20 protein-coding genes, 1 tRNA gene and 2 pseudogenes are annotated in these 25,525 nt (G+C 72.5%); 19 read left to right on the top strand and 4 right to left on the bottom strand.

Going from position 1 to position 25,525, the window contains the following annotated elements; genetic code table 11:
• Nucleotides 1-26: 26 nt before the first annotated feature.
• Nucleotides 27-320, top strand: a pseudogene (locus GUY61_RS12430) (hypothetical protein); the annotation flags it as partial.
• Nucleotides 215-2,657: pseudogene (locus tag GUY61_RS12425) on the top strand (Tat pathway signal sequence domain protein). The pseudogenes GUY61_RS12430 and GUY61_RS12425, both read left to right, overlap by 106 nt.
• A 74-nt stretch (nt 2,658-2,731) precedes the next feature.
• Here GUY61_RS12425 and GUY61_RS12420 read toward each other — a convergent pair.
• Complete coding sequence (locus GUY61_RS12420; protein WP_166630178.1) at nt 2,732-5,512, bottom strand: SCO7613 C-terminal domain-containing membrane protein; 2,781 nt, start codon at nt 5,510-5,512, stop codon at nt 2,732-2,734.
• 89 nt (nt 5,513-5,601) lie between these two features.
• Here GUY61_RS12420 and GUY61_RS12415 point away from each other — a divergent pair, with 89 nt between their 5' ends.
• Both GUY61_RS12415 and GUY61_RS12410 read left to right on the top strand, forming a co-directional pair.
• A complete protein-coding gene (locus GUY61_RS12415; protein WP_166630177.1) occupies nt 5,602-6,075 on the top strand; it encodes an SRPBCC family protein in 474 nt (157 codons plus the stop codon).
• 39 nt (nt 6,076-6,114) lie between these two features.
• Nucleotides 6,115-6,186: transfer RNA gene (locus tag GUY61_RS12410), tRNA-Val, on the top strand.
• A gap of 167 nt (nt 6,187-6,353) precedes the next feature.
• On the opposite strand, the gene GUY61_RS12405 is transcribed toward GUY61_RS12410, so the two are convergent.
• Nucleotides 6,354-7,079, bottom strand: coding sequence for a 3'-5' exonuclease (locus GUY61_RS12405; RefSeq protein ID WP_166630176.1), 726 nt, complete (start codon nt 7,077-7,079; stop codon nt 6,354-6,356).
• A gap of 190 nt (nt 7,080-7,269) precedes the next feature.
• On the opposite strand from GUY61_RS12405, the gene GUY61_RS12400 reads away from it, so the two are divergent.
• From GUY61_RS12400 to GUY61_RS12385, 4 genes are all read left to right on the top strand, one after another.
• Nucleotides 7,270-7,833, top strand: a complete 564-nt coding sequence (locus tag GUY61_RS12400; protein ID WP_166630175.1) for a DUF4365 domain-containing protein — start codon at nt 7,270-7,272, stop codon at nt 7,831-7,833.
• Nucleotides 7,830-9,074: a hypothetical protein gene (locus GUY61_RS12395; RefSeq protein WP_166630174.1), complete on the top strand. Its 1,245-nt coding sequence runs from the start codon at nt 7,830-7,832 to the stop codon at nt 9,072-9,074. The genes GUY61_RS12400 and GUY61_RS12395 overlap by 4 nt, the downstream gene beginning before the upstream one ends.
• Before the next feature lie 149 nt (nt 9,075-9,223).
• A complete protein-coding gene (gene thrS, locus GUY61_RS12390; protein WP_166630173.1) occupies nt 9,224-11,200 on the top strand; it encodes a threonine--tRNA ligase in 1,977 nt (658 codons plus the stop codon).
• 157 nt (nt 11,201-11,357) lie between these two features.
• Nucleotides 11,358-11,906 (top strand): HIT domain-containing protein, encoded by a 549-nt coding sequence (locus GUY61_RS12385; protein WP_166630172.1) that lies wholly within the window; start codon nt 11,358-11,360, stop codon nt 11,904-11,906.
• Nucleotides 11,907-11,924: 18 nt separating this feature from the next.
• On the opposite strand, the gene GUY61_RS12380 is transcribed toward GUY61_RS12385, so the two are convergent.
• Together GUY61_RS12380 and GUY61_RS12375 are read right to left on the bottom strand one after the other, a co-directional pair.
• Nucleotides 11,925-13,595, bottom strand: a complete 1,671-nt coding sequence (locus tag GUY61_RS12380; RefSeq protein ID WP_166630171.1) for a hypothetical protein — start codon at nt 13,593-13,595, stop codon at nt 11,925-11,927.
• A gap of 203 nt (nt 13,596-13,798) precedes the next feature.
• The gene (locus GUY61_RS12375) at nt 13,799-15,997 is read right to left on the bottom strand and encodes an elongation factor G-like protein EF-G2 (RefSeq protein WP_166630170.1); all 2,199 of its coding nucleotides are present in this window, start codon (nt 15,995-15,997) and stop codon (nt 13,799-13,801) included.
• Between the two features lie 268 nt (nt 15,998-16,265).
• Here GUY61_RS12375 and pgsA point away from each other — a divergent pair, with 268 nt between their 5' ends.
• From pgsA to yajC, 11 genes are all read left to right on the top strand, one after another.
• Complete coding sequence (gene pgsA, locus GUY61_RS12370) at nt 16,266-16,925, top strand: phosphatidylinositol phosphate synthase (RefSeq protein WP_166630169.1); 660 nt, start codon at nt 16,266-16,268, stop codon at nt 16,923-16,925.
• Complete coding sequence (locus GUY61_RS12365) at nt 16,922-17,824, top strand: phosphatidylinositol mannoside acyltransferase (protein ID WP_166630168.1); 903 nt, start codon at nt 16,922-16,924, stop codon at nt 17,822-17,824. Before pgsA ends, GUY61_RS12365 begins: the two co-directional genes overlap by 4 nt.
• Nucleotides 17,821-19,029: a glycosyltransferase family 4 protein gene (locus GUY61_RS12360; RefSeq protein ID WP_166630167.1), complete on the top strand. Its 1,209-nt coding sequence runs from the start codon at nt 17,821-17,823 to the stop codon at nt 19,027-19,029. The genes GUY61_RS12365 and GUY61_RS12360 overlap by 4 nt, the downstream gene beginning before the upstream one ends.
• A gap of 155 nt (nt 19,030-19,184) precedes the next feature.
• Nucleotides 19,185-19,730, top strand: coding sequence for a hypothetical protein (locus GUY61_RS12355; protein WP_166630166.1), 546 nt, complete (start codon nt 19,185-19,187; stop codon nt 19,728-19,730).
• A gap of 149 nt (nt 19,731-19,879) precedes the next feature.
• On the top strand, nt 19,880-20,794 hold the full coding sequence (gene pdxS / locus GUY61_RS12350; RefSeq protein ID WP_166630165.1) for a pyridoxal 5'-phosphate synthase lyase subunit PdxS: 915 nt from the start codon (nt 19,880-19,882) through the stop codon (nt 20,792-20,794).
• A 5-nt stretch (nt 20,795-20,799) separates the two neighbouring features.
• A complete protein-coding gene (gene pdxT / locus GUY61_RS12345; RefSeq protein WP_166630164.1) occupies nt 20,800-21,393 on the top strand; it encodes a pyridoxal 5'-phosphate synthase glutaminase subunit PdxT in 594 nt (197 codons plus the stop codon).
• 69 nt (nt 21,394-21,462) lie between these two features.
• Nucleotides 21,463-22,215, top strand: a complete 753-nt coding sequence (locus GUY61_RS12340) for a YebC/PmpR family DNA-binding transcriptional regulator (RefSeq protein WP_166630163.1) — start codon at nt 21,463-21,465, stop codon at nt 22,213-22,215.
• A 201-nt stretch (nt 22,216-22,416) separates the two neighbouring features.
• Nucleotides 22,417-22,965: a crossover junction endodeoxyribonuclease RuvC gene (gene ruvC, locus GUY61_RS12335; protein ID WP_166630162.1), complete on the top strand. Its 549-nt coding sequence runs from the start codon at nt 22,417-22,419 to the stop codon at nt 22,963-22,965.
• Nucleotides 22,962-23,579, top strand: coding sequence for a Holliday junction branch migration protein RuvA (gene ruvA / locus GUY61_RS12330; RefSeq protein WP_166630161.1), 618 nt, complete (start codon nt 22,962-22,964; stop codon nt 23,577-23,579). Before ruvC ends, ruvA begins: the two co-directional genes overlap by 4 nt.
• A gap of 83 nt (nt 23,580-23,662) precedes the next feature.
• Nucleotides 23,663-24,745, top strand: a complete 1,083-nt coding sequence (gene ruvB / locus GUY61_RS12325) for a Holliday junction branch migration DNA helicase RuvB (RefSeq protein WP_166630160.1) — start codon at nt 23,663-23,665, stop codon at nt 24,743-24,745.
• A gap of 264 nt (nt 24,746-25,009) precedes the next feature.
• A complete protein-coding gene (gene yajC, locus GUY61_RS12320) occupies nt 25,010-25,486 on the top strand; it encodes a preprotein translocase subunit YajC (protein WP_166630159.1) in 477 nt (158 codons plus the stop codon).
• Nucleotides 25,487-25,525 lie beyond the last annotated feature (39 nt).

Genomic DNA, 25,525 nt, shown 5'->3' with positions numbered 1-25,525 from the left:
CGGGTGCTTCGGTCCGATCCTGGTTCATGGCCCGCTTCGGGGTCTTCGCCGAGTGCCTGCTCACCGGGGTGTGGGTCGCCCTGGCCGGACTGCCCCTGGTCACCCTGCCCGCCGCGTTCGCCGCCGGGGCACGGCACCTGCGCCGCCATCTGGCGCACGAGCGCGGCGGATGGCGGGAGTTCACCACCGACCTGCGCGCGGCGGTGCGACGCGGCTGGCTCGCCGGGCTCGCGGGCTGGGCCGCGCTCGGGCTGCTGTGGTGGGACCTGGCCGTGGCCAGGTCCGGAGCCCTGCCCGGCGGCTCCTTCGTCGGCGCGGTCGCGTCACAACCTCCGGCGGCACCGTCACGGTCACCACCGGTGTGATCACGGCCAGGCTGGGCCGGAGCGGCTCCGCCCTCGTCAGGTCCGTCACCCGCGGCTCGACCGAGATCGCCCGCGACGGCCGACTCGTCCTGCTGTGCCAGCCCGAGATCGAGGACGGCGACCAGACCGCCACCCGCACCGAGCGCTTCGAGAGCGCCATCAGCGAGACCGTGGTCGAGCAGGACGGTCCCGTCCGCGCCGTCGTACGCATCGACGGCAAGCACCGGGGAACCGCTCCTGGCTGCCCTTCTCCGTGCGCCTCTACTTCTACGCGGGCGCGGACTCCTTCCGCATGGTGCACACCGTCACCTTCGACGGCACCCAGGAACCCGGAAGGGCGAGCGGCGACTTCGTCCGCGGGCTCGGAGTCCGCTTCAGGGTGCCGATGCGGGACGCGTCCTACGACCGGCACATCCGCATCGGAGGCGACGGCACCGGTCTCCTCCGCGAGGCGGTCAAGGGCATCACCGGACTGCGCCGCGACCCCGGCGCCGCCGTCCAGGCCGCCCAGTTCGCGGGTGAGAGGCTGCCCGACCCGTCCACCTGGGACCAGCGGGTCACGACCCGGCTGCAATGGATCCCCGAGTGGGGCGACTACACCCTCTCCCAGCTCTCCGCGGACGGCTTCACCCTGCGCAAGCGCAGCAAGAAGGGCCATGGCTGGATCGCCGCGGGCGGCGGGCGCCGCGCCTCCGGTTTCGGCTACGTCGGCGGCGCGAGCGGCGGACTCTCCTTCGGGCTGCGCGAGTTCTGGGAGAAGTTCCCCGCCCAGCTCGACGTCCGGGGCGCCCACACCGACGAGGCCGAGGTCGCCCTCTGGCTCTGGTCGCCCGAGGCCCAGCCCATGGATCTGCGCTTCTACCACGACGGCTTGGGCCAGGACACGTACGCGGAACAGCTCGACGCCCTCAACATCACCTACGAGGACTACGAACCCGGCTTCGGCACCCCGTACGGCATCGCCCGCACCAGCGAACTCCTCTTCTGGGCCAACGAGTCCACACCGGGCGCCGGTCAACTGGCCCGGCAGGTCGAGGCCGTACGCACCCCGCCGCAGCTCGCCGTGCCGCCGGGGCAGCCCATCCGGGCGAAGGTCTTCGGCCCCGGACTCTTCTCCGAACCCGACCGCTCGACCGAGGCCAAGGCGAAGATCGAGTACCACCTGGACTTCCTCTTCGCGTACTACAAGGACCAGGTCGACATGCGCCGGTGGTACGGATTCTGGGACTACGGCGACGTCATGCACTCCTACGACCCGGCCAGGCACCAGTGGCGCTACGACGTCGGCGGCTACGCCTGGGACAACTCCGAGCCCTCGCCCGACCTCTGGCTCTGGTTCGCGTATCTGCGGTCGGGACGCGCCGACATCTTGCGCTTCGCCGAGGCCATGACCCGGCACACCGGCGAGGCCGACGTCTACCACCTGGGGGAGTGGGCGGGCCTCGGCACCCGCCACGGTGTGCAGCACTACGCCGACAGCGCCAAACAGCAGCGAATCGCCAACACCACCTACCGGCGCTACTACTACTTCCTCACCGCCGACGAACGCGTCGGCGACCTCATGCACGCCAACGTCGACTCCGACGAGACCTTCCTCGTCCTCGACCCGATCCGGAAGATACGCACCGAGCCGTACACCCCGGACCGGCACGCCCTGTCCATCGGCTTCGGCACCGACTGGAGCGGTCTCGTCTCCGCATGGCTCACCGAGTGGGAGCGCAGGGCCCCAAGTGGGAGAGGGCCAGGGACCGGGTCCTCGGCACCATGGAGACCATCGCCGCCCAGCCCAACGGCTTCGTACAGGGCAGCGGGCTGTACGACCTGGACACCGGGGGGTTCGCGATCGCCGAGGCACCCGTCGTCGGCGTCTCCCACCTGTCGGCCGTCCTCGGCCTGGGGGAACTGTGCGCCGAACTCATCGACCTCGTCGACATGCCCGCGTTCAAGGAGGCCTACCTGGACTACTGCCGCTACTTCAACGCCACCGAGGCCGAGCAGGCCGAGCGCTACGGCAGTGACTTCGGCTCACTGATCCTCTTCCAGGGCCATTCGCGGCTCGACGCGTACGCCGCCGTGCAGACCGGCGATCCGAAGCTCGCCACGCGCGCGTGGCAGAAGTCCTACAACAGCGACGGCTACAAGGAGTCGTCGCCGTGGACCACGGAGAGGCTCACCGGCCCGGTCACCCTCGTGCCCGGCAGCGAGGCCGGCTGGGTCTACACCAACGACACCGCGCTGTACGGCCTCGCCGCCATCGAGAACCTGGCGCTCCTCGGCGACAGAATGCCGTGACCCGGTGACCCGGTGACCCGGTGACCCGGTGGCCGGTCCCGGGCGGGGTCGCCCGGGACCGGGCGCGCCACCGCTCAGCGCATCCGGCCCAGGGCGTCCCGCACCCGGCGCGCGTCCCGCAGTCGCCGTTCGTACGTCGCCCCCACCGCGAGCAGCAGCAGCCCGGCGAGGGCGGGCGGCAGCCAGCGCGGCAGTATGCCGACCAACTGGACGATGTACGGCGCGAGTTCGTGCGCACCGACCAGGAGCAGCGTCGCACCGCCGAGCAACAGCGGAGCCTGCAGGCGCAGCCGGGCACCCAGCAGGGTCAGTGCCAGCCCGCTTGTCCCGAGGAGAAGGGGCCGCAGCCAGTGGCCCTCACCCAGCAGCGCGAGCAGGCTCGGCACCAGGGTCGCCGCCAACCCGGGGCCGTAGAGCAGCCAGGACGACGCCGCGGGATCCCGGCGGCCGCGCAGCACGCCGATGACCAGCGCCGGCACCGTCACGGGCAGCGTGTACGCCTCCGGCACCTCGACCCCGGACGCGGCCAGCCGCACCCAGGTCGCCAGCACGAACAGCCCCGTCGCGGCGTACGCCACCCGCCGCCGGTCGGCCCGCAGGGCGACACCGGACGCGACCACCCCCTCCAGCGCGAGGACCAGCGCCAGGGTCGGCAGGTCGCCGATGGCAAGTGCGGCTGCCACCAGGCCGGCAGCCGCGCCCGACACCTCGACGGGCACGGCGGCGGCACGCCCGGTGATCCGCGCCGCGAGCAGCGCCGTCGCGGCGGGCACGACCAGCAGTGTCAGACCAACCTGGTGCGTGGGCAGGTGGAACACCGCGGCCACGGCCGCGACGAACGCCGTCGTGTGGGCGACGGCCGCGCAGGCCGCTGCCACCCCCGCCACTCGCGCAGCCCTCGCCGCACCTCCGCCGTCCAGCAGGACAGCGGCGGCGGCGAACAGCGTGAGCAGCGTCCCCAGTACGACCAGGGTCGCGGTCCGCTCGGCGAGCGCGAGGAACGACACGTTCACGCCGGTGACCACGGCGCAGGCCGCCGCGGTGACGGCCACCGCCGGGCGCACCCCTCGCGGCCCCCGCCCGCTCTGGCGACCGGCGAGAACGGCGAAGGCGAGTGCGGCGGCCGTGAGCGCGACGAGGAGCAGCAGCATGGCGGTGTAGGGGAGCCGCAGCGCGGTCGGCAGCATGAAGACCGCCGCCCAGAGCAGTGCCAGGGCTCCGGCCCCGGCCGGCGCGGACCATCGGGCCGTCCCTGCGGCCGTCCTGACGCCCGGCCCGTTCCGTGCGGCCACGGCGAGCACCGCGGCCGGCACGCCGAGGACCACCGGAGCCTGGCCCATGGCTGTCAGCAGACCGCCGGCCCCAAGCGCGTCCCACGCGTCCGAGGGTGCCCCCGACCAGGCTGCCCCCACCCAGCGCAGCGGTCCCGTGAGAGCGAACAGCAGCATGGGCAGCACGCTCAGCAGCGCGAGAGCGTGCACCGCGGCCGCCGAGCGGAGGAGACCGCGCCGCAGCGCGCGGGGCAGCGGAGCCCGTACGGCGGCGAGCAGGGCCACGGCGCTCAGCAGATAGCCGACCACCGTCCACTCGCCGGGCAGGAGGCAGCGCAGCACACTGCCGGGGGCCGCGATCAGTGCCGTCCCGCCGACGGCGGCGAGCACCGTGGCGAGCCTGCCGGAGCCCGCCCGGACCGCCCCCGCGCGCGTGGCGGCTGTCGGTCCGCCGCCCGGTGTGCCGGTTCCGGCGCCGCCGTCCGCCGTGTTCCGGCCGGGCTCCGCTCCCGGGCCGGCACCCGCGTGCGGGGGTGCCGCCGTGTCCGTGCCCGGGGCGAGATCCGCGCTCGCAGGCGCTCCGGAACCCGTGCCCGGGGCCGTGCTCCCGTCCGGGCGCGCACCCGCGCCCGTGCCCGGGGTGACACCCGCACCCGCAGGTGCCCCGGTGGCGGCCACGGGGCGGGTCAGCCGCCAGGCCGCCGTCAGCGTGATCGCGGCGGCCGACACCAGCAGCACACCCCCGCGCAGCGCCTCCGGGACGACCTGGGCGCCCAGGGACAGCCGGAAGGCGGTCAGCAGGCCCCAACCGCCCACCAGCCAGGCCCCGGTGGCCGCCGTGTACGCCACCGGGCGGCAGGCGGCCCTGGTCCGCAGCGCCACCGCGGCGTCCAGCGCACCCGTGGCGAGCAGCGCCGCCGCCAGGACGAAGGGGGAGGCGTCCGCGGACAGCGCGAACAGCGGCAGCGGGAACTGGGCGGCCACCACGGCCGCCGGGTGCGGGGTCCGCAGCCGCTCGCCGAGTACCAGCCCGTACGCGGTCCAGAGCCCCGCCAGCGCCGTGCAGGCGAACCCCGCGTAGGCCGTGCCGTCCGTGTCCGGGAGGGCCAACCGGTGCAGGGCGTAGGCGTCCAGCACCGTGAGGACCAGGGCCAGGGCGCCCACTGACTCGGCGGTGGACCGAAGCCCCCGGCGCAGCAGCAGCGCGGGCACCGAAAGGGCCGCCAGGCTCAGCACACCGAGCACGGCGGCACGGCCGGCGATGCCGAGGTGGCCCCAGCTGACCACCGTGAAGGCGATCGCCGCGACGGCCAGCAGGACGCCGCCCAGCGTCAGCAGCAGGTTCTGCACGTCGGGGCCGCCCCTGCGCCGCGCGGGCGGCGCCACGGCGGCGGCAGGCGGTGGCATCCGGTCCGGCGCGCTCAGCACACCGAAGAGCCATGCCCTGCGGGCCAGCAACCGGGCCCGCACGGCGTCCAGTCGAGCCAGCTCAAGGTCGAGCAGCCGCAGCTCCTCGGCGGGCGGCAGACCGGCCTGAGGACCGTGCAAAGGCCCTGGTGACGGCGGGGGCGGTACGTTCTTCATGCCCGGAGTATGGGCTCAGCCCGCCCCCCGCGCATGAGTGCGGATACTCACACCCGAGTGGGGACCGGCCGCCCGGGCACACTGTGGCCATGGACTGGACCCACTACCGCTTCCGCAGCGTCTGGGACCTCGCCGCCCCGCCCTCCGACGTCTTCGCCGTCCTCGCACGCGCGGAGGACTACCCCCGCTGGTGGCCCCAGTTCCGCCGCTTCGAGCGCGCCGGCGGGCACTGCGGTCCCGGCGCCGGCACCGTCCGGGTGCGGTCCCTCCTCCCGTACGACCTGCTCCTCGTCGTCCGCGAGCGCAGGCGCGATCCGGCGGCAGGAATCCTGGAGGTCGCGCTGGACGGCGACGTCGAGGGCTGGGCCCGCTGGACCGTCGCGGCGCGCGGCGGGGCCGGCACGCGGGCGCTGTACGAGCAGGAAGTGGTCGTGCGGAAGAAGCTGCTGCGCCGTCTCGCCGTACCCGGAAGGCCGTTCTTCCGCGCCAACCACGCCCTGATGATGCGCCGCGGGCAGCGCGGACTGGCCGCGCTGCTCGGCGACCCGCCGGATCGGGTTTGAAGGAGACCGGCCCGCACCTGTATGGTTCAGTGCGTTCCCGGGCGATTAGCTCAGTGGGAGAGCGCTTCGTTCACACCGAAGAGGTCACTGGTTCGAACCCAGTATCGCCCACCCGGTCAGGGCCGGTACGTCACCGACGTACCGGCCCTGAAGCGTTTCCCCGCCGACGGAGCCGACGGAGCCGACAGCCCGGAACGGTCCCGACAGGCCGACCGGTTGCCGCAGTCGGGAACGGTCCCGGCAGTCCGTGCGGCGCCGCCGGGCCCGCCTCCCGGGTCTCACGCCGCCGCGGGAAGCTCCGGCCGGAGCGGCCACGCCGGGTCCACCGCCTCCTCCGAGCCGTTCCGGGAGAACCAGGCCTGCAGGCCCCGCGCCTGCGCCGCATGCCACACCGCCTGCAGCGAGTGCAGTTCGGCGGGGGAGAGTCGGTCGAGCCGAGCCGCGTACCGCCGCCCTATGGCCCGTACGACGTCGAGCGCAGCCTTGGCGTCGGCGGCCGCCTCGTGCGCCCCTTCCTGCTCGATGCCGTACTGGGCGCACAGATCGGTGAGTGTCCGCCGCCCCTTGCGGTAACGGTCCAGATGCTTGTCGAGGACCCTCGGGTCCAGCACGGTCATCGGACGGCGCTGCAGAGCGAGGGTCAGCGAGGACGCCCGGTGCCGGCGCAACTCCCGGTCGAGCAGCGTCAGATCGAACGGTGCGTTCATCACGACCAGCGGCCGCCCGGCCCTCGCCTGCTCGGCCAGCGCCCTCGCTATCTCCTCCATCACCGGCGCGGGCCAGCGGCCGTTCATCCGCACGTGTTCGTCGGTCAGCCCGTGCACCCGCGTCGCCGCCTCCGGAATCGGCACGCCCGGGTTCACCAGCCAGCGGGTGCCGCGCGGCAGCGAGGTCGGTGAGTCCTGGACGACGAGAGCCGCCGACACGATCCGGTCGCTCTCCACGTCGACTCCGGTGGTCTCGGTGTCGAAAGCGGCAAGGGGTCCTTCGTACCAGCACACCATGGGAACTCCTCGCGAGACTGCGGCAGATGACACGCGTGCCCCTGCCCGGACCCGCCCGACCTGCCCGGTCTGGTGATACCCGCCCGTTTGCGCCCTACTCCGGATGGAGACAACACAAGTACAAGGCAGGACAATTGACGTCCCGTGAGCTGACAGAGCATCAGCAACAGCCCGGAAGGCATACGTGGCCATGGCGCTCGCGCAGCCCGGATCGGGTGAGCTGCCCGAGCGGACCGCATCGCTGCGCGGCGGACTCGCCACCACCGCGTGCATGGAGACCCTCCAGATCGGCTATCTGCACGCGGTCGCCGCGGCCGCGGGCTGCTCGCTCTCGCAGCCCTTCCCGGACAGCGGCATCGACTGGCACGTCAGCCACAGCGCGCCGGGCCACACCGTCGACGACGAGGTCACCGTCAAGGTGCAGTTGAAGGCCACCCACCAGATCCCGCCGCACCCCTCCGGCCCCGCCTTCTCCTTCACCCTCGACAACGCCCACCTGGTGAAACTGGCCAGGACCCCGGTCTCGGTCCACAAGATCCTCGTGGTGATGCTCGTGCCACGCTCCCGGGAGGACTGGCTGCGTGCCGGCCACGACCGCCTCGACCTGCGCCACTGTTGCTACTGGACGAACCTCGCCGGCCACCCGGTCACCGGCAGGCACCGCACCACCGTCCGGATCCCCACCTCGCGGATCTTCGACGACCGCGCGCTGTGCGAGATCATGACCCGCGTGGGGAGGGGAGGCAGACCATGACGCACCGGCCGCCCGAAGAGCCCGTACGGCCTCACCCGCGCCCCCGGCCCGCACGCCTCCACCCGCGCGAGTTCGCCGAGGGCGGCCCCGGCGTGTGGAGCGGCACTCTCCCGCGCCCCGGTCGCGCCGACCCGGCCGTGCTCGGCGCCCTCCTCGGCCGGCACGGCTGGCGACGCCGCGGCGGAGCCGCCGGACGGTACGCCCGCTGGACCCCGCCGGAACCCGGCGGGGCCGGCACGAGCCTGCTGGTCCCGGAGAACAGGGCGTTCCCCGACAGCGAGGACCTGCTGGAGGAGGCGCTGACCGCCCTCGCCCGCTGCGCCGCGCCCTCCGCCCGCGAGATCCTGATCGCCCTCGCCGTGCCGAGCGACGAGGTCCGCTGGTGGCGCGAGGTCCGCGAGGGCCCGTCGGGCGCCGCGTCCTGGGCCGCCCAGGAGCGGCTGCGCTCGGCGGCCCGGGCGATGCTGCTGGCCGGCGCGCTCGCCGCCGTCGAGACCGCGGGCTACTTCGGCGCGCGGCACCGGCGGACCGCCGAAACCGCGCTGGAGGAGGCGCTGGTGGGCAGTGCGCGCGGCGGCCGCGCCCTCACCGCCTTTCTCCCCGTCGCAGGCGGCAGAAGGGTGGTGAGCCGGCTCCACCACGCGCTCCACGCCACCAGGGAGGCCATCGACTACCAGCGGGCCACCGGTGGCATGGAGGCATTCGACGCCGCCGTGCGGGCCGGTGTCTGCCACGAGCTCACCGAGGCCGTCGTCGCCCTGGTCCGCGGCACGGAAGGCGCCAGGGTCGCTCTGGAATGGGCGCCGGCCGCCGCCGCGCCCGAGGACTGCCCCGCCGGCCCCGAACCCGTCGAGTTCTCACCGGGCGACCTTCCGGCGCTGCGCGCGGCCGGCGCACGCTACGTCAAGGGCGAGCCGGCCGTCCCCGTGCGGCTCACCGGCGCCGTCGTCCGGCTGCGCCGCTCGGCGCCCGGCGGCAGCGGCACCGTGCGCCTGCGCGTCCTGGAGGGCGCCGACGTGACCCATGTGCGGGCGGTGCTGGACGAGGAGGGCTACCGCACGGCCGGTCAGGCGCACCTGGCCGGACTGCCGGTCCTGGTCAGCGGGCGGCTGGAGAGCAGGGGCGGCTTCCGCAGACTCACCGGAGCCCGCGAGGTCGTGGCGCTGCGGGTGGACGGGGCGGAGCGGGACCGGCTGATGAAGTCCTTCCAGGAGAGGGCGGACTCCTCGGAGGAGACCTGACCCCGGAATGAGCGGTGACGGCCGGGCGCCGGCAGGCGCCCGGCCGCCCGCATGATCACGGCCGTTTCGCGGTCGGAGGCGCGGGCTCGGTACGATTCGACAGACGTAGCGCGTCAGCTGACGCGAACCCCTTCAGGCAGGAGAGACCGGTGTCGGACGTCCGTGTGATCATCCAACGCGATTCCGAGCGGGAAGAGCGCGTGGTGACGACGGGCACTACGGCCGGTGAGCTCTTCCCCGGTGAGCGCACCGTCGTGGCCGCCCGGATCGGCGGCGAGCTGAAGGACCTCGCCCACGAGGTCGGGGACGGCGAGGAGGTCGAGCCCGTCGAGATCTCCTCGCCGGACGGCCTGAACATCCTGCGGCACTCCACCGCGCACGTCATGGCGCAGGCGGTGCAGGAGCTCTTCCCCGAGGCCAAGCTGGGCATCGGCCCGCCCGTCAAGGACGGCTTCTACTACGACTTCGACGTCGAGCGGCCCTTCACCCCCGAGGACCTGAAGGCCATCGAGAAGAAGATGCAGGAGATCCAGAAGCGCGGGCAGCGCTTCTCGCGCCGCGTCGTCACCGACGAGGCCGCCCGCGAGGAGCTGGCCTCCGAGCCGTACAAGCTGGAACTCATCGGCATCAAGGGCTCCGCCTCCACGGACGACGGGGCGAACGTCGAGGTCGGCTCGGGCGAGCTGACCATCTACGACAACCTCGACGCGAAGACCGGCGAGCTGTGCTGGAAGGACCTCTGCCGCGGCCCGCACCTGCCGACCACCCGCAACATCCCGGCGTTCAAGCTGATGCGGAACGCGGCGGCGTACTGGCGGGGCAGTGAGAAGAACCCGATGCTCCAGCGCATCTACGGCACCGCCTGGCCGTCCAGGGAGGAGCTGAAGGCGCACCTGGACTTCCTCGCCGAGGCCGAGAAGCGCGACCACCGCAAGCTGGGCTCCGAGCTCGACCTCTTCTCCATCCCCGACGAGATCGGCTCCGGCCTCGCGGTCTTCCACCCCAAGGGCGGCATCATCCGCCGCACCATGGAGGACTACTCCCGGGTCCGGCACGAGCAGGCGGGCTACGAGTTCGTCTACACCCCGCACGCCACCAAGGGTCACCTCTTCGAGAAGTCCGGCCACCTGGACTGGTACGCCGAGGGCATGTACCCCCCCATGCAGCTCGACGAGGGCGTGGACTACTACCTCAAGCCCATGAACTGCCCCATGCACAACCTGATCTTCGACGCGCGGGGGCGTTCCTACCGTGAACTGCCGCTGCGGCTCTTCGAGTTCGGGACGGTCTACCGCTACGAGAAGTCGGGCGTGGTGCACGGCCTGACGCGTGCCCGGGGCTTCACCCAGGACGACGCGCACATCTACTGCACCAAGGAGCAGATGGCGGACGAGCTCGACTCGCTGCTCACCTTCGTGCTCGACCTGCTGCGCGACTACGGCCTGCACGACTTCTACCTGGAACTGTCCACGAAGGACCCGGAGAAGTTCGTCGGCTCCGACGAGGTCTGGGAAGAGGCCACCGAGGTCCTGCGCAAGGCCGCCGAGAAGCAGGGCCTGCCGCTGGTCCCCGACCCGGGCGGCGCCGCCTTCTACGGTCCGAAGATCTCCGTGCAGGCGCGCGACGCGATCGGCCGCACCTGGCAGATGTCGACGATCCAGGTCGACTTCAACCTGCCGGAGCGCTTCGACCTCGAGTACACCGCGCCCGACGGTTCCAAGCAGCGGCCCGTCATGATCCACCGCGCGCTGTTCGGCTCGATCGAGCGGTTCTTCGCGGTCCTGCTGGAGCACTACGCGGGCGCCTTCCCGGCGTGGCTCGCCCCCGTGCAGGCGGTCGGCATCCCGATCGGCGACACACACGTGCCGTACCTGGAGGAGTTCGCCGCCGAGGCGCGGAAGAAGGGCCTGCGGATCGAGGTGGACTCCTCCTCCGACCGCATGCAGAAGAAGATCCGCAACGCCCAGAAGCAGAAGGTCCCCTTCATGATCATTGCGGGCGACGAGGACATGGCGAACGGCTCGGTCAGCTTCCGCTACCGCGACGGGTCGCAGAAGAACGGCATTCCGATCGACGAGGCCCTGGCCGAACTCGTTGACGTTGTCGAGCGCCGAGTCCAGGTGTGATGTGCTCCCCGCGTGAGCGGGGGTGACCCGGACGCGATCGGTCGCACGTGTCAGATGCCGACCTGCTCCCGGCCCGCGCGGGCTTGCGAGGGAGCGGCCCTACCGGGGCCGCCCCCTCGCCGCATCCGCGCTCGTCACGGGCGAATATGCTGACCACATGACGAGTGAGCCGGAGCAGCAGATCGGAGTCGGGTCGCCCGACGCGTTCCAGCGCCTGTGGACGCCCCACCGCATGGCGTACATCCAGGGCGAGAACAAGCCCACCGGCCCGGAGGCCGGGGACGGCTGTCCCTTCTGCTCCATCCCCGCCAAGTCGGACGAGGACGGCCTCGTCATCGCCCGGGGCGAGAAGGTGTACGCCGTCCTCAATCTGTACCCCTACAACGGCGGGCACCTGATGACCGTGCCGTACCGCCATGTCGCGGACTACACCGAGCTGGACGCCGCGGAGACGGCGGAACTCGCCGACCTCACCAAGCGGGCCATGACGGCCCTGCGCGCCGCCTCCGGGGCGCAGGGCTTCAACATCGGCATGAACCAGGGCGGCGTGGCCGGCGCCGGGATCGCCGCCCATCTGCACCAGCACGTGGTGCCCCGCTGGGGCGGGGACACCAACTTCATGCCGGTCGTGGGCCACACCAGGGTGCTGCCGCAGCTCCTCGCCGATACCCGCAAGATGCTCGCCGACGTGTGGCCGGCGGCCTGAGGCCGCCGGCCGCGAGGTTCAGGCGTCGTAGGCGTCGGCCTTCCGCGGCGAGACCTCCTGGACGCCGCCGCTGAGCACTCCGGCGCGGCCCTTGAACTTCTCGGTGTCCACGCCGTGCTCCTCGAGCACCTTGATGGCCGCCTGGTGGACGACGCGCAGCACCGGCACCGCCGCGCGCAGCGCGTCGTCCGCCATGAAGCGGTGGTCCCACGGCTGGTCCGCCCACGCGTGGCGCAGCCCGAAGGGCTCCGGCAGGACGAGCTTGCCGCCGAGGTAGTCGAGCAGGCCGTCCGGGAACCAGGTCAGCGGCGCACGCACGGCGAGGCGCACGACCTCCTGTGCGTCCACGAGGGGCAGCTTGATGTCCTTGGTCTCCCAGAACCTGACGGTCTTGGAGATCGTCTTCGTCTTGGCCGCCGGCTTGGAGCTGAACACGCCGTTCACGGGGCCGAGCGCGTGCCCGGTGACGTCGATGCGCAGTGTGTGGTGCAGCACGGTCACCGTGACCAGCATCGTCAGCACGAGCTGGCCGCTCCAGGTGACCCACTGCACTCCGAGGTAGTGCCGGTCGCCGCTGTCGAAGTGCCGCTCGTTGCATATCCGCTGCACCTCGTGGGGCTTGACCGTGAAGGCCTCCACCTCCGGGCCCTCCGGCCTGCTGACCTCCGCGGCGCCCTTGCCGACGTGGGCGACTATCCAGTGCTTCACGGTCGGCTTGGTGAAGCCGCCGGTGTGCAGCGGACCGCGGTCCAGCTGCGGCAGCCGGTCGTGGATGGCCCGGATGACGTCCCAGCTGCGGAAGGGATGGACCTCGGTCAGGGGTTCACGCGGCACCAGGTCCTCGGCGAGATGCCAGCTGCCCCAGCGGGTCCCCATGCCGAGTATTCCCCTGCTCCCGGCGTAGAAGACGAAGTTGCTCTGCTGCTCGGCGGTGAGTTTGGCCAGGCCCTGGCGCAGCTGCTCGGCCGCCGCGTCGTTGGGATTGCGGGGCACCGCCTCGGGAACCTTGGCGCCGACGCCGCCTCCGGCGAGCAGGGAGTCCCAGCGGTCGCGCAGGTCCTTCGCGGTGGACTCGCAGACCCGCTTGGCCCAGAACCAGCCGATCACCGGGGCGACGATCATGGCCCGCAGGTAGAGCGCCCAGAAGCCGGTGAAGGGCAGCTTGACCAGGAAGATCACGGCGAGTACCCCCGCTGCGATCAGGGCCGCCGTGCCGAGCGCGCCCGCCCGTTTGTCGCTGGCGCCGGCGATCGTGCGGCGTAGCTGGAAGACCCCGAGCCACAGCAGCAGCCCCGGCAGGAAGAGCAGCCCGGACACGACCATGATCATGGTGAGCCGGGTGTCGCGTTCCTTGCGGATCCGGATGGCGGCCAGGCAGTGCTCCACCACGGTCTGCGGTTCCATGCCGAAGGACTGGATGAGGGGCTTGCGGCCACCGCCCAGCATGCGCTCCTTCACGGCGCGTGCGAATGCCTCGCCGAGGTTGGGCTCGAAGAGGGAGATCTTGCCCTTCTTCACCGTGGACTTGTGCCACTCGTTGTCGGCCTTGAGTATCTCCTCCATCGAGCTGTCCCGGTACGCCGCCGAGGCGAGGGCCTGCGTCGCCGCAGTCTCCCCGGCAGCACCCGAGAGGGGCACCTGTGCCCCGGGCCTGAAGTCGAATACGTCGTCCGCCACTGCCGCCCCCATCGCCGCGACCGCCCCTGCTGCGGCATCTTCCCGTCCCGAGCGCCCGGCACACTTTCTGAGCTGGGCACCTCAGCGTATCGGGGGGAGCGCCCCCGCGGCAGACGGCCTCGAAAGCCGGCCGGTCAAGTGCCGCCCGCCGCAGGGGTGTCGGCGGGCGGCACGGGGGGCCGCGGCCCGGCCGTCGGCTGACGGCCGGTCAACTCTCAGCTGTCGTCCTCCTGTTCCCTGGCCCTGGCGGCGACCTGCGGCGGCATGGGCTCATGACGGGCGTAGGCGCGGCTGAACCGTCCCGTTCCGTGCGACAGGGAGCGCAGATCCACGGAGTACCGGCCGATCTCGATCTCCGGGACCTCGGCCCGCACGAGTGTGCGTCCGCCCGGGGCCTGTTCGGTGCCGACGACCCGGCCGCGGCGTCCCGACAGGTCGCTCATGACCGGGCCGACGTACTCGTCGGGCACGAGGACCTGAACCTCCGCCACCGGCTCCAGCAGATGGATCCTGGCGTCGGCGGCCGCCTCGCGCAGCGCCAGCGCGCCCGCCGTCTGGAAGGCCGCGTCGGAGGAGTCCACCGAGTGGGCCTTGCCGTCGACGAGGGTCACGCGCACGTCCACCAGCGGGTGCCCGGCGGCGACTCCGCGCTGCGCCTGGGCGCGCACGCCCTTCTCGACGGACGGGATGAACTGCCGTGGCACGGCCCCGCCGACGACCTTGTCGACGAACTCGATGCCACTGCCGGCGGGCAGCGGCTCCACCTCGATCTCGCAGATCGCGTACTGCCCGTGGCCGCCCGACTGTTTCACATGGCGTCCGCGCCCGGAGGCCCTCTCGCCGAAGGTCTCCCGCAGGGCCACCTTGTGCGGCACGGCGTCCACCTGCACGCCGTACCGGCTGCGCAGCCGCTCCAGGGCCACGTCCCGGTGAGCCTCGCCGAGGCACCACAGCACCAGCTGGTGGGTGTCCTGGTTCTGTTCGAGCCGCATCGTCGGGTCCTCGGCGACCAGCCGGGACAGTCCCTGGGAGAGCTTGTCCTCGTCGGCCTTGCTGTGGGCCTGGATGGCCATGGGCAGCAGCGGGTCCGGCATGGTCCAGGGTTCCATCAGCAGCGGGTCGTCCGTGGCGGACAACGTGTCGCCGGTCTCGGCACGGCTCAGCTTGGCGACGCAGGCCAGATCGCCGGCGATGCACTTGTCGAGGGTGCGCTGCTGCTTGCCGAACGGCACGGTCAGCGCGCCGATCCGCTCGTCGACGTCGTGGTCCTCGTGGCCCCGGTCCTCCAGCCCGTGCCCGGAGACGTGCACGGGCTGGTCGGGACGCAGGGTGCCGGAGAAGACGCGCACCAGGCTCATCCGGCCGACGTAGGGGTCGGACGAGGTCTTCACGACCTCGGCGACCAGCGGCCCGCCGGGGTCGCAGGAGAACTGCCCGCGCGGCTTGCCCTGCGGGGTGGTCACAACCGGGCACTCGCGTTCCAGGGGCGTCGGGAAGCCGCCGGTGACCAGGTCCAGCAGCTCCACCGTGCCGATGCCCTGCTTGCAGCCCTCGGCGGCGGGGGCTGCGGCGAGCACCGGGTGGAAGGTGCCGCGGGCCACGGCCCGCTCCAGGTCCTGGACCAGGGTCTTGAGGTCGATCTCCTCACCGCCGAGATAGCGGTCCATGAGGGTCTCGTCCTCGCTCTCCGCGATGATCCCCTCGATCAGCCGGTCACGGGCCTCGGCGATCCGCGGCAGCAGCTCCCCGTCGGGCTCCGCGTCGGTGCGCTGTCCCGAGGAGTAGTCGAAGACGCGCTGCGGGAGCAGGCCGAGCAGCCCGGTCACCGGGGCGTGCCCGTCCGCCGCGCGTTCGCCGTGCAGGGGCAGGTAGAGCGGCAGCACCGCGTCCGGGTCGTCGCCCCCGAATGCCTCCTGGCAGGTGGTGACCATGTCCTCGAAGCCGGCCCGCGCCGATTCCAGGTGCGTGACGACGATCGCCCGCGGCATGCCGACGGCCGCGCACTCCTCCCACACCATCCTGGTGGAGCCGTCCACGCCGTCGGCGGCGGAGACGACGAAAAGGGCCGCGTCCGCGGCTCGCAGACCGGCCCTGAGTTCCCCGACGAAGTCGGCGTATCCGGGGGTGTCCAGAAGGTTGACCTTGATCCCGCCCCACTCGACGGGGACGAGTGAGAGCTGGACCGACCGCTGCTGGCGGTGCTCGATCTCGTCGTAGTCGGAGACCGTGCCGCCGTCCTCGACCCGGCCCGCCCGGTTCACCGCCCCCGACACCAGGGCCAGGGCCTCCACCAGAGTCGTCTTTCCCGATCCGCTGTGGCCGACCAGCACCACGTTCCGAACGTTCGCGGGCTGGCCGGCCGTGAGAGCCCTGCCGGCGGCCCCGGGGTGTGTCTTCTCGGCTGTGCTTGCCATCTGCCTCGCCTCCCGGCTTGTCACTGCACGGTGACTTCCCCCGTCGGGCGCGGTGCCGAGGGACGGGGGGAGGGGGCGCGGACGACCCGAGCCGTGGCGGCCTCGCTGCCGCCCGCGGTTACTTCGAGCTTTCCACTCCCGTCATGGCGCGTCCATAGGCCGGATGGCCGGGGCCGGGTCCCGCCGCCACGGCCGGGCCGGGCCTGGCTACGATGGGCCAGCCGGTGGCCATGGGGGTCGCGCGGCTCACCGACCCTCCGGGAAGGCCATGCTGAACAAGTACGCGCGTGCGTTCTTCACGCGTGTTCTCACTCCGTTCGCCGCGTTCCTCCTGCGCCGCGGGGTGAGCCCCGACGCGGTCACGCTCATCGGCACGGCGGGAGTCGTCACGGGAGCCCTGGTCTTCTTCCCCCGCGGGGAGTTCTTCTGGGGCACGGTCGTGATCACCCTCTTCGTCTTCTCGGACCTGGTGGACGGCAACATGGCGCGCCAGGCCGGGATCTCCAGCCGCTGGGGGGCCTTCCTCGACTCGACCCTCGACCGGGTCGCCGATTCGGCCGTCTTCGGCGGAATGGCGCTGTGGTACGCGGGCACGGGCGACGACAACGTTCTCTGCGCCGTCGCCATCTTCTGCCTCGCGAGCGGCCAGGTCGTCTCGTACACCAAGGCCAGGGGCGAGTCCATCGGTCTTCCCGTGAACGTCAGCGGACTGGTCGAGCGCGCCGAGCGGCTGGTGGTCTCCCTGGTCGCGGCGGGCCTGGCCGGCCTCCACTCGTTCGGTGTGCCGTACGTCGAGGTCCTGCTGCCGGTCGCCCTGTGGATCGTCGCCGCAGGCAGCGCCGTGACCCTCGGCCAGCGCGTCGTGACCGTGCGCCGCGAGTCCGCCGAGGCGGACGCCGCCTCCCGGGGCAGCGAGGCCGCCTCATGACGGTGCAGGACCGCCTCACCGACAGCCTGTACGGGCTCGGCTGGACCACCGTCAAGCGGCTGCCGGAACCCGTCGCGGTGCGACTGGGCCAGGGCATCGCCGACGCCGCCTGGAAGCGCCGCGGCAAGGGCGTGCTGCGCCTGGAGTCCAACCTCGCCCGGGTCGTGCCCGACGCCGGTCCCGAGCGGCTCGCCGAGCTGTCCCGGGCCGGCATGCGCTCGTACCTGCGGTACTGGATGGAGTCCTTCCGTCTGCCGTCATGGAGCAGGGACCGCATCCGCGACGGCCTCGCCATCGAGGGACTGCACCACCTCACCGACGGCCTCGCCGCCGGCCGGGGCGCCATAGTGGCCCTGCCGCACCTCGGCAACTGGGACCTCGCGGGCGCCTGGGTCACCACGGCCCTGGGGCTGCCGTTCACGACGGTCGCCGAGCGACTCAGGCCGGAGACGCTGTACGACCGCTTCGTCGAGTACCGCGAGAGCCTCGGCATGGAGGTCCTCCCGCACACCGGCGGAAGCGCCTTCGGCACCCTGGCGCGCAGACTGCGCGACGGCGGACTGGTCTGCCTCGTCGCGGACCGCGACCTGTCCGCCTCCGGCGTCGAGGTCAAGTTCTTCGGCGACACCGCGCGGATGCCCGCCGGGCCCGCGCTGCTCGCCCAGCAGACCGGGGCGCAGCTGCTCCCGGTGACGCTCTGGTACGACGAGACGCCCGTCATGAAGGGCCGGATCCACCCGCCGGTCGAGGTCCCCGAAGCAGGCAGCCGGGCCGAGAAGGCGTCTGCCATGACACAGGCGCTGGCCGATGCCTTCGCCACCGGAATCGCCGAACACCCGGAGGACTGGCACATGCTGCAACGCCTGTGGCTCTCGGACCTCGAGGAGCGCCACCCGTGAAGATCGGCATCGTCTGCCCGTACTCCTGGGACGTACCGGGCGGCGTCCAGTTCCACATCCGCGACCTCGCCGCCCACCTCATCCGGCTCGGCCACGAGGTGTCCGTGCTCGCCCCGGCGGACGACGACACCCCGCTGCCGCCGTACGTCGTCTCCGCGGGCCGCGCCGTCCCCGTGCCGTACAACGGCTCGGTCGCCCGCCTGAACTTCGGGTTCCTCTCCGCCGCCCGGGTCCGCCGCTGGCTGCACGAGGGCACCTTCGACGTCATCCACATCCACGAGCCGGCCTCGCCCTCGCTCGGGCTGCTCGCCTGCTGGGCGGCGCAGGGACCGATCGTCGCCACCTTCCACACCTCGAACCCGCGCTCCCGGGCCATGATCGCCGCGTACCCGATCCTCCAGCCGGCGCTGGAGAAGATCAGCGCCCGGATCGCCGTCAGCGAGTACGCCAGGCGCACCCTCGTGGAGCACCTGGGCGGGGACGCCGTCGTCATCCCCAACGGCGTCGACGTCGGCTTCTTCGCCGGTGCCGAGCCGAGGCCCGAGTGGCAGTCGGAAGAGGCGCGAGGCACGGTCGGGGCCGGCGGCGGCAGGCGGGCGGGAGGCACCATCGGCTTCATCGGCCGCATCGACGAGCCGCGCAAGGGCCTGCCCGTGCTGATGAAGGCCCTCCCCGGGATCCTGGACGCCATGCCGGAGACCCGGCTGCTGGTGGCCGGCCGCGGTGACGAGGACGAGGCCGTGGAGTCGCTGCCGGAGGAGATGCGCTCCCGCGTCGAGTTCCTCGGCATGGTCAGCGACGAGGACAAGGCCAGGCTGCTGCGCAGTGTCGACCTCTACGTCGCCCCCAACACCGGCGGCGAGAGCTTCGGCATCATCCTGGTCGAGGCCATGTCGGCGGGCGCCCCCGTCCTCGCCTCCGACCTCGACGCCTTCGCGCAGGTCCTCGACCAGGGCGAGGCCGGCGAGCTGTTCGCCAACGAGGACGCCGACGCCCTCGCCGACGCCGCCGTGCGCCTCCTCGGCGACCCGGCCCGCCGCGCGGAGCTGCGGGCCCGCGGCAGTGCCCACGTCCGCCGCTACGACTGGTCCACCGTCGGCGCGGACATCCTCGCCGTCTACGAGACGGTCACCGACGGCGCCGCGTCCGTGGCCGCCGATCCCACCCCGCGCCTGCGCGCCCGCCTCGGCCTGGCCCGCGACTGACCGGCGGGCGAACGGCAGGCAGCGCCTCGGGACCTCCCGCCGGACCGGACGGCACGCGGGGCTCCGCCGCCGAGGGGTGAGGAGGCGGAGCCCCGGGGGCCCGCACCCGACCCGCCCGCCTCCCTGCCGCACCGGAGTCACTAGTGTTGCCGCCCGTGACCTCCACCTTCATCTGGATCGCGGTGGCCGTGCTCGCCATCGGCCTCTACCTCAGCTGGACCGCCGGCCGGCTCGACCGTCTGCACGCCCGTATCGACGCCGCCCGCGCCGCGCTGGACGCCCAGCTCCTGCGCCGTGCCTCCGTGGCCCAGGAGGTGGCCACCTCGGGCATCCTCGACCCCGCCGCGTCGATCGTGCTGTACGAGGCCGCGCACGCCGCACGCCAGGCGGAGGAGGAGCAGCGGGAGGTAGCCGAGAGCGATCTCAGCCAGGCGCTCCGGGCGGTGTTCGGAGAGCCGGCGCAGGTCAGGGAGGTGCGGCGCGCCCCGGGTGGCGAGGAGGCGGCCGACGAGCTCGCCGCGGCCGTGCGCCGGGTCCCCATGGCGCGCCGCTTCCACAACGACGCCGTGCGCGCGGCCCGGGCGCTGCGCCGCCACCGCGCGGTCCGCTGGTTCCGGCTGGCGGGCCACGCGCCGTTCCCCAGCTCCTTCGAGATGGACGACGAACCCCCTGTGGCCCTGGCCGACCGCCCCACCACCTGAGCCGCGCCCCACCTCCTGAGCCGCAGGGGCGCCCCACCTCCTGAGCCGCGAAGAGGCCACGGCCTTCCCATTGGCCCTTGCCGTGGCCTGCTCGCCGTTGTTTCCTCGGTGCTGCACCCCATTCCTTCACTTCAGTGAGAGGTACCCCCGTGTCCAGCACCCCCCAGGCGACCACGACGACCCCCGAGACCGGTACCGCACGCGTCAAGCGCGGCATGGCCGAGCAGCTCAAGGGCGGCGTGATCATGGATGTCGTCACCCCGGAGCAGGCGAAGATCGCCGAAGACGCGGGTGCGGTGGCCGTCATGGCCCTGGAGCGGGTTCCCGCGGACATCCGCAAGGACGGCGGCGTGGCCCGGATGTCCGACCCGGACATGATCGAGGGCATCATCGAGGCCGTCTCGATCCCGGTCATGGCCAAGTCCCGCATCGGCCACTTCGTCGAGGCCCAGGTCCTGCAGTCCCTCGGTGTCGACTACATCGACGAGTCCGAGGTGCTGACCCCCGCCGACGAGGTCAACCACTCCGACAAGTGGGCCTTCACGACACCCTTCGTCTGCGGCGCCACCAACCTCGGTGAGGCCCTGCGCCGCATCGCCGAGGGCGCGGCCATGATCCGCTCCAAGGGCGAGGCCGGCACCGGCAACGTCGTCGAGGCGGTCCGGCACCTGCGCCAGATCAAGAACGAGATCGCCCGGCTGCGCGGCTACGACAACAACGAGCTGTACGCCGCCGCCAAGGAACTGCGCGCCCCGTACGAGCTGGTCAAGGAGGTCGCCGAGCTCGGCAAGCTCCCCGTGGTGCTGTTCTCCGCCGGCGGTGTGGCGACGCCCGCCGACGCCGCGCTGATGCGGCAGCTCGGCGCCGAGGGAGTCTTCGTCGGCTCCGGCATCTTCAAGTCGGGCGACCCGGCCAAGCGCGCCGCCGCCATCGTGAAGGCCACCACCTTCTACGACGACCCGAAGATCATCGCGGATGCCTCCCGCAACCTGGGCGAGGCCATGGTCGGCATCAACTGCGACACGCTGCCCGAGTCCGAGCGCTACGCGAACCGGGGCTGGTAATCCCCATGACCACGCCCGTCATCGGCGTCCTGGCCCTCCAGGGCGACGTACGGGAGCATCTGATCGCCCTGGCCGCGGCCGACGCCGTGGCCAGGCCGGTCAGGCGTCCCGGCGAACTGGCAGAGGTGGACGGCCTGGTCCTGCCCGGCGGTGAGTCCACCACCATGTCCAAACTGGCGAACCTCTTCGGCATGATGGAGCCGCTGCGCGAGCGCGTCCGCTCCGGCATGCCGGTCTACGGCACCTGCGCCGGCCTGATCATGCTTGCCGACAAGATCCTCGACCCGCGCTCGGGCCAGGAGACGATCGGCGGCATCGACATGATCGTGCGCCGCAACGCCTTCGGTCGGCAGAACGAGTCCTTCGAGGCCTCCGTCGAGGTCACCGGCATCGGGGGCGGTCCCGTGGAGGGCGTGTTCATCCGCGCTCCGTGGGTGGAGTCGGTGGGCGCGGAGGTGGAGGTGCTGTCCGAGTACGGGGGGCACATCGTCGCCGTACGCCACGGCAACGCGCTGGCCACGTCCTTCCACCCCGAACTGACCGGCGACCACCGGGTGCACGCCCTGTTCACGGACATGGTGCGGGCGTCCCGCAGATAGGCGGGCCGCCGATCCCGGTAGGATCTCTTGCGTTCGTACGGAGATTGGTTACGCGAAGGAGACAGGCAGATGTCCGGCCACTCTAAATGGGCCACGACGAAGCACAAGAAGGCCGTGATCGATGCCAAGCGCGGCAAGCTCTTCGCGAAGCTGATCAAGAACATCGAGGTCGCGGCCCGCACCGGTGGAGCCGACCCGGACGGCAACCCCACCCTCTTCGACGCCATCCAGAAGGCGAAGAAGAGCTCGGTGCCGAACAAGAACATCGACTCCGCGGTCAAGCGCGGCGCGGGCCTCGAGGCCGGCGGCGCCGACTACGAGACGATCATGTACGAGGGCTACGGCCCCAACGGCGTCGCGGTCCTCATCGAGTGCCTCACCGACAACCGCAACCGCGCCGCCTCCGACGTCCGGGTCGCCATGACCCGCAACGGCGGATCCATGGCGGACCCGGGCTCGGTGTCGTACCTCTTCAACCGCAAGGGCGTCGTGATCGTCCCCAAGGGCGAGCTGACCGAGGACGACGTGCTCGGAGCGGTCCTCGACGCGGGTGCCGAGGAGGTCAACGACCTCGGCGAGTCCTTCGAGGTGATCAGCGAGGCCACCGACCTGGTCGCGGTCCGCTCCGCCCTCCAGGACGCCGGGATCGACTACGACTCGGCCGAGGCCAACTTCGTCCCGACCATGCAGGTCGAGCTGGACGAGGAGGGCGCCCGGAAGATCTTCAGGCTGATCGACGCGCTCGAGGACAGCGACGACGTGCAGAACGTGTTCGCCAACTTCGACGTCTCGGACGACGTCATGGAGAAGGCCGGCGCCTGATTCGGCCGCCCGGGCCGACGGGCCGCCGTTCACCGGGCCTGGCCGGTCGTGCTTTCCACGGGCCGACGGGGACTCACCCGTCGGCCCGTCGGCGTCCGCCGCGCAGGGCGCAGAGCCGCCGGCGCCCTCGTTGTCAGTGCGAGCCGATAGCCTGCACAAACACATGACCGAGGGCGTCGGACGCCGAAGGGGAGGGCCGCGATGCGCGTGCTGGGCGTGGACCCGGGGCTGACCAGGTGCGGCATCGGCGTGGTGGAGGGGGTCGCGGGCCGGCCCCTGACGATGCTCGGGGTCGGGGTCGTGCGCACCCCGGCCGAGGCCGAGGTCGCCGAGCGGCTGGTCGCCGTCGAGCGCGGCATCGAGGAGTGGCTGGACGAACACCGGCCCGAATTCGTCGCCGTGGAGCGGGTGTTCAGCCAGCACAATGTGCGCACGGTGATGGGCACCGCCCAGGCCAGCGCCGTCGCCATGCTCTGCGCGGCCCGCAGGGGCCTGCCGGTCGCCCTGCACACCCCGAGCGAGGTGAAGGCCGCCGTCACCGGCAGCGGCAGGGCCGACAAGGCACAGGTCGGCGCCATGGTGACCCGGCTGCTGCGGCTGGACGCGCCGCCGAAACCGGCCGACGCCGCCGACGCCCTGGCCCTGGCCATCTGTCACATCTGGCGCGCGCCCGCCCAGAACCGCCTGCAACAGGCCGTCGCCCGGCACCGGACGGCGGCACCACGAGTCGTGAAAGGCCGCACCGCATGATCGCCTTCGTCTCGGGCCCGGTGGCGGCCCTCGCCCCCACCACCGCCGTGGTCGAGGTCGGCGGCATCGGCATGGCCGTCCAGTGCACCCCCGGCACCCTGTCCGGACTGCGCGTCGGGGAGCACGCCAGGCTCGCGACCTCACTGGTCGTCAGGGAGGACTCCCTCACCCTCTACGGATTCGCCGACGACGACGAGCGCCAGGTCTTCGAGCTGCTGCAGACCGCGAGCGGCGTCGGGCCCCGGCTGGCCCAGGCGATGCTCGCCGTGCACTCCCCGGACGCCCTGCGCCTCGCCGTGTCCACGGGTGACGAGAAGGCACTGACGGCGGTGCCCGGCATCGGCAAGAAGGGCGCCCAGAAGCTGCTGCTCGAACTGAAGGACCGCCTCGGCGCGCCCGCCGGCACCGGAGCGCACCTCGCCGCACAGCGCACCGCACCCGGCCCGGCCCCGTGGACCGAACAACTGCACTCGGCACTCATCGGCCTCGGTTACGCGCCCCGCGAGGCGGAGGAGGCGATCACGGCGGTCGCGCCGCAGGCCGAGGCCGCCGCGGAGCCGAACGTGGGGCAGCTGTTGAAGGCCGCCCTGCAGACCCTGAACAGGACGCGCTGACCACCGCTCCCCGAGGGCCCCGCCCCTCGTGGAGCGGCGGCCGGCGCCCGAGACACGCGACGACTTCGACGAGGTGAGACCCAGTGAGCCGGGACGACAGCAGTGACGCGGCCCAGGACCCGGGGGCGTTCGACCGGCTGGTCGGTTCCGCGGCCGACGGCGAGGACCAGGCCGTCGAGGCCGCCCTGCGCCCCAGGGACCTGGACGAGTTCGTCGGCCAGACCAAGGTCCGCGAGCAGCTCGACCTCGTCCTGAAGGCCGCGCTGCAGCGTGGCGGCACGGCCGACCACGTCCTGCTCTCCGGCGCGCCCGGGCTCGGCAAGACCACCCTTTCCATGATCATCGCGGCCGAGATGGGCGCTCCCATCCGCATCACCAGCGGGCCCGCCATCCAGCACGCCGGCGACCTCGCGGCGATCCTGTCCTCCCTCCAGGAGGGCGAGGTCCTCTTCCTCGACGAGATCCACCGGATGTCCCGGCCGGCCGAGGAGATGCTCTACATGGCGATGGAGGACTTCCGTGTCGACGTCATCGTCGGCAAGGGCCCCGGCGCCACCGCCATCCCCCTGGAGCTCCCGCCGTTCACCCTGGTCGGTGCGACCACCAGGGCCGGGCTGCTGCCGCCGCCGCTGCGCGACCGCTTCGGCTTCACGGGGCACATGGAGTTCTACGACCCGGCCGAACTGGAGCAGGTCGTCCACCGCTCGGCGCGCCTCCTGGACGTCGCCATCGAGGAGGAGGGCGCGGCCGAGATCGCCGGCCGGTCCCGGGGCACGCCCCGCATCGCCAACCGCCTGCTGCGCCGTGTCCGGGACTACGCGCAGGTCAAGGCGGACGGCGTCATCACCCGCGAGGTCGCCCGGGCGGCCCTCGGCGTGTACGAGGTGGACGACCGGGGCCTGGACCGGCTGGACCGCGCGGTGCTCGGGGCGCTGCTCAAACTCTTCGGCGGCGGCCCGGTGGGTCTGTCGACGCTGGCGGTCGCGGTGGGGGAGGAGCGCGAGACGGTCGAGGAGGTGGCGGAGCCCTTCCTGGTACGGGAGGGTCTGCTGGCCAGGACCCCCCGCGGCAGGGTGGCCACTCCCGCCGCGTGGACCCACCTCGGGCTCGTGCCGCCCCGGCAGCCCGGGGCCGGCGGCGGGCAGCAGGACCTGTTCGGGGGCTGAGCGCGGCCCGCACGGGACGCCGGCGGGCCAGGCCGGAACCCGGACACGGCTCCTCGGCACGCCCGGCGCGGCCCGATCGCGGTCCGGGGCCGGGAATGACGGCGGGGAGACTCGCCGGACGAGGAACCCGGGTGCCATGCTGGGCGTTGTTCCATAGGTGCGGACTCGCTTAGACTCCGCCGATGCCGACCGTACGGATCGGCATACCCACCCCCGTAGATCAGGCCGCTTCTCCTCGCGGTCGTGCGAAGGAATCTCCGTCCCGTGAATATCGTGACTCTCCTCCCCTTCATCGTGCTCATCGGGGCCATGTTCCTGATGACCCGGTCGGCCAAGAAGAAGCAGCAGCAGGCCGTGCACATGCGCGAGCAGATGCAGCCCGGCACCGGCATTCGCACGATCGGCGGCATGTACGCCACGGTGAAGGAGGTCCGCGACGACACCGTCCTCCTCGAGGTCGCCCCCGGCGTCCACGCCGTCTACGCCAAGAACGCCGTCGGAGCGGTCCTGGAGAGCGACGAGTACAACCGGATCGTGCACGGCACCGGTGAGGACCTCAAGATCGACGGCTCCGTGGTGCCGGACGACGCCTCCGCGCTGACCGGCACGGAGACCGCCACGGGCAGCACCGACGAGCCGCGCATCGACCTCGGCAAGAAGGCGGAGGACGGCACCGAGGACACGGCGGCCGAGGCGAAGACCGACGACGGCAAGGCCGACGGCAACAGCGACGCGAAGTAACCACCTCCGGGGACCGGTGGTTTCGTCGTTACTCCTCCG

The organism is Streptomyces sp. GC420, assembly GCF_009916105.1.
GTDB lineage: Bacteria > Actinomycetota > Actinomycetes > Streptomycetales > Streptomycetaceae > Streptomyces.
This window is presented reverse-complemented; position numbering and strand designations above follow the sequence as displayed.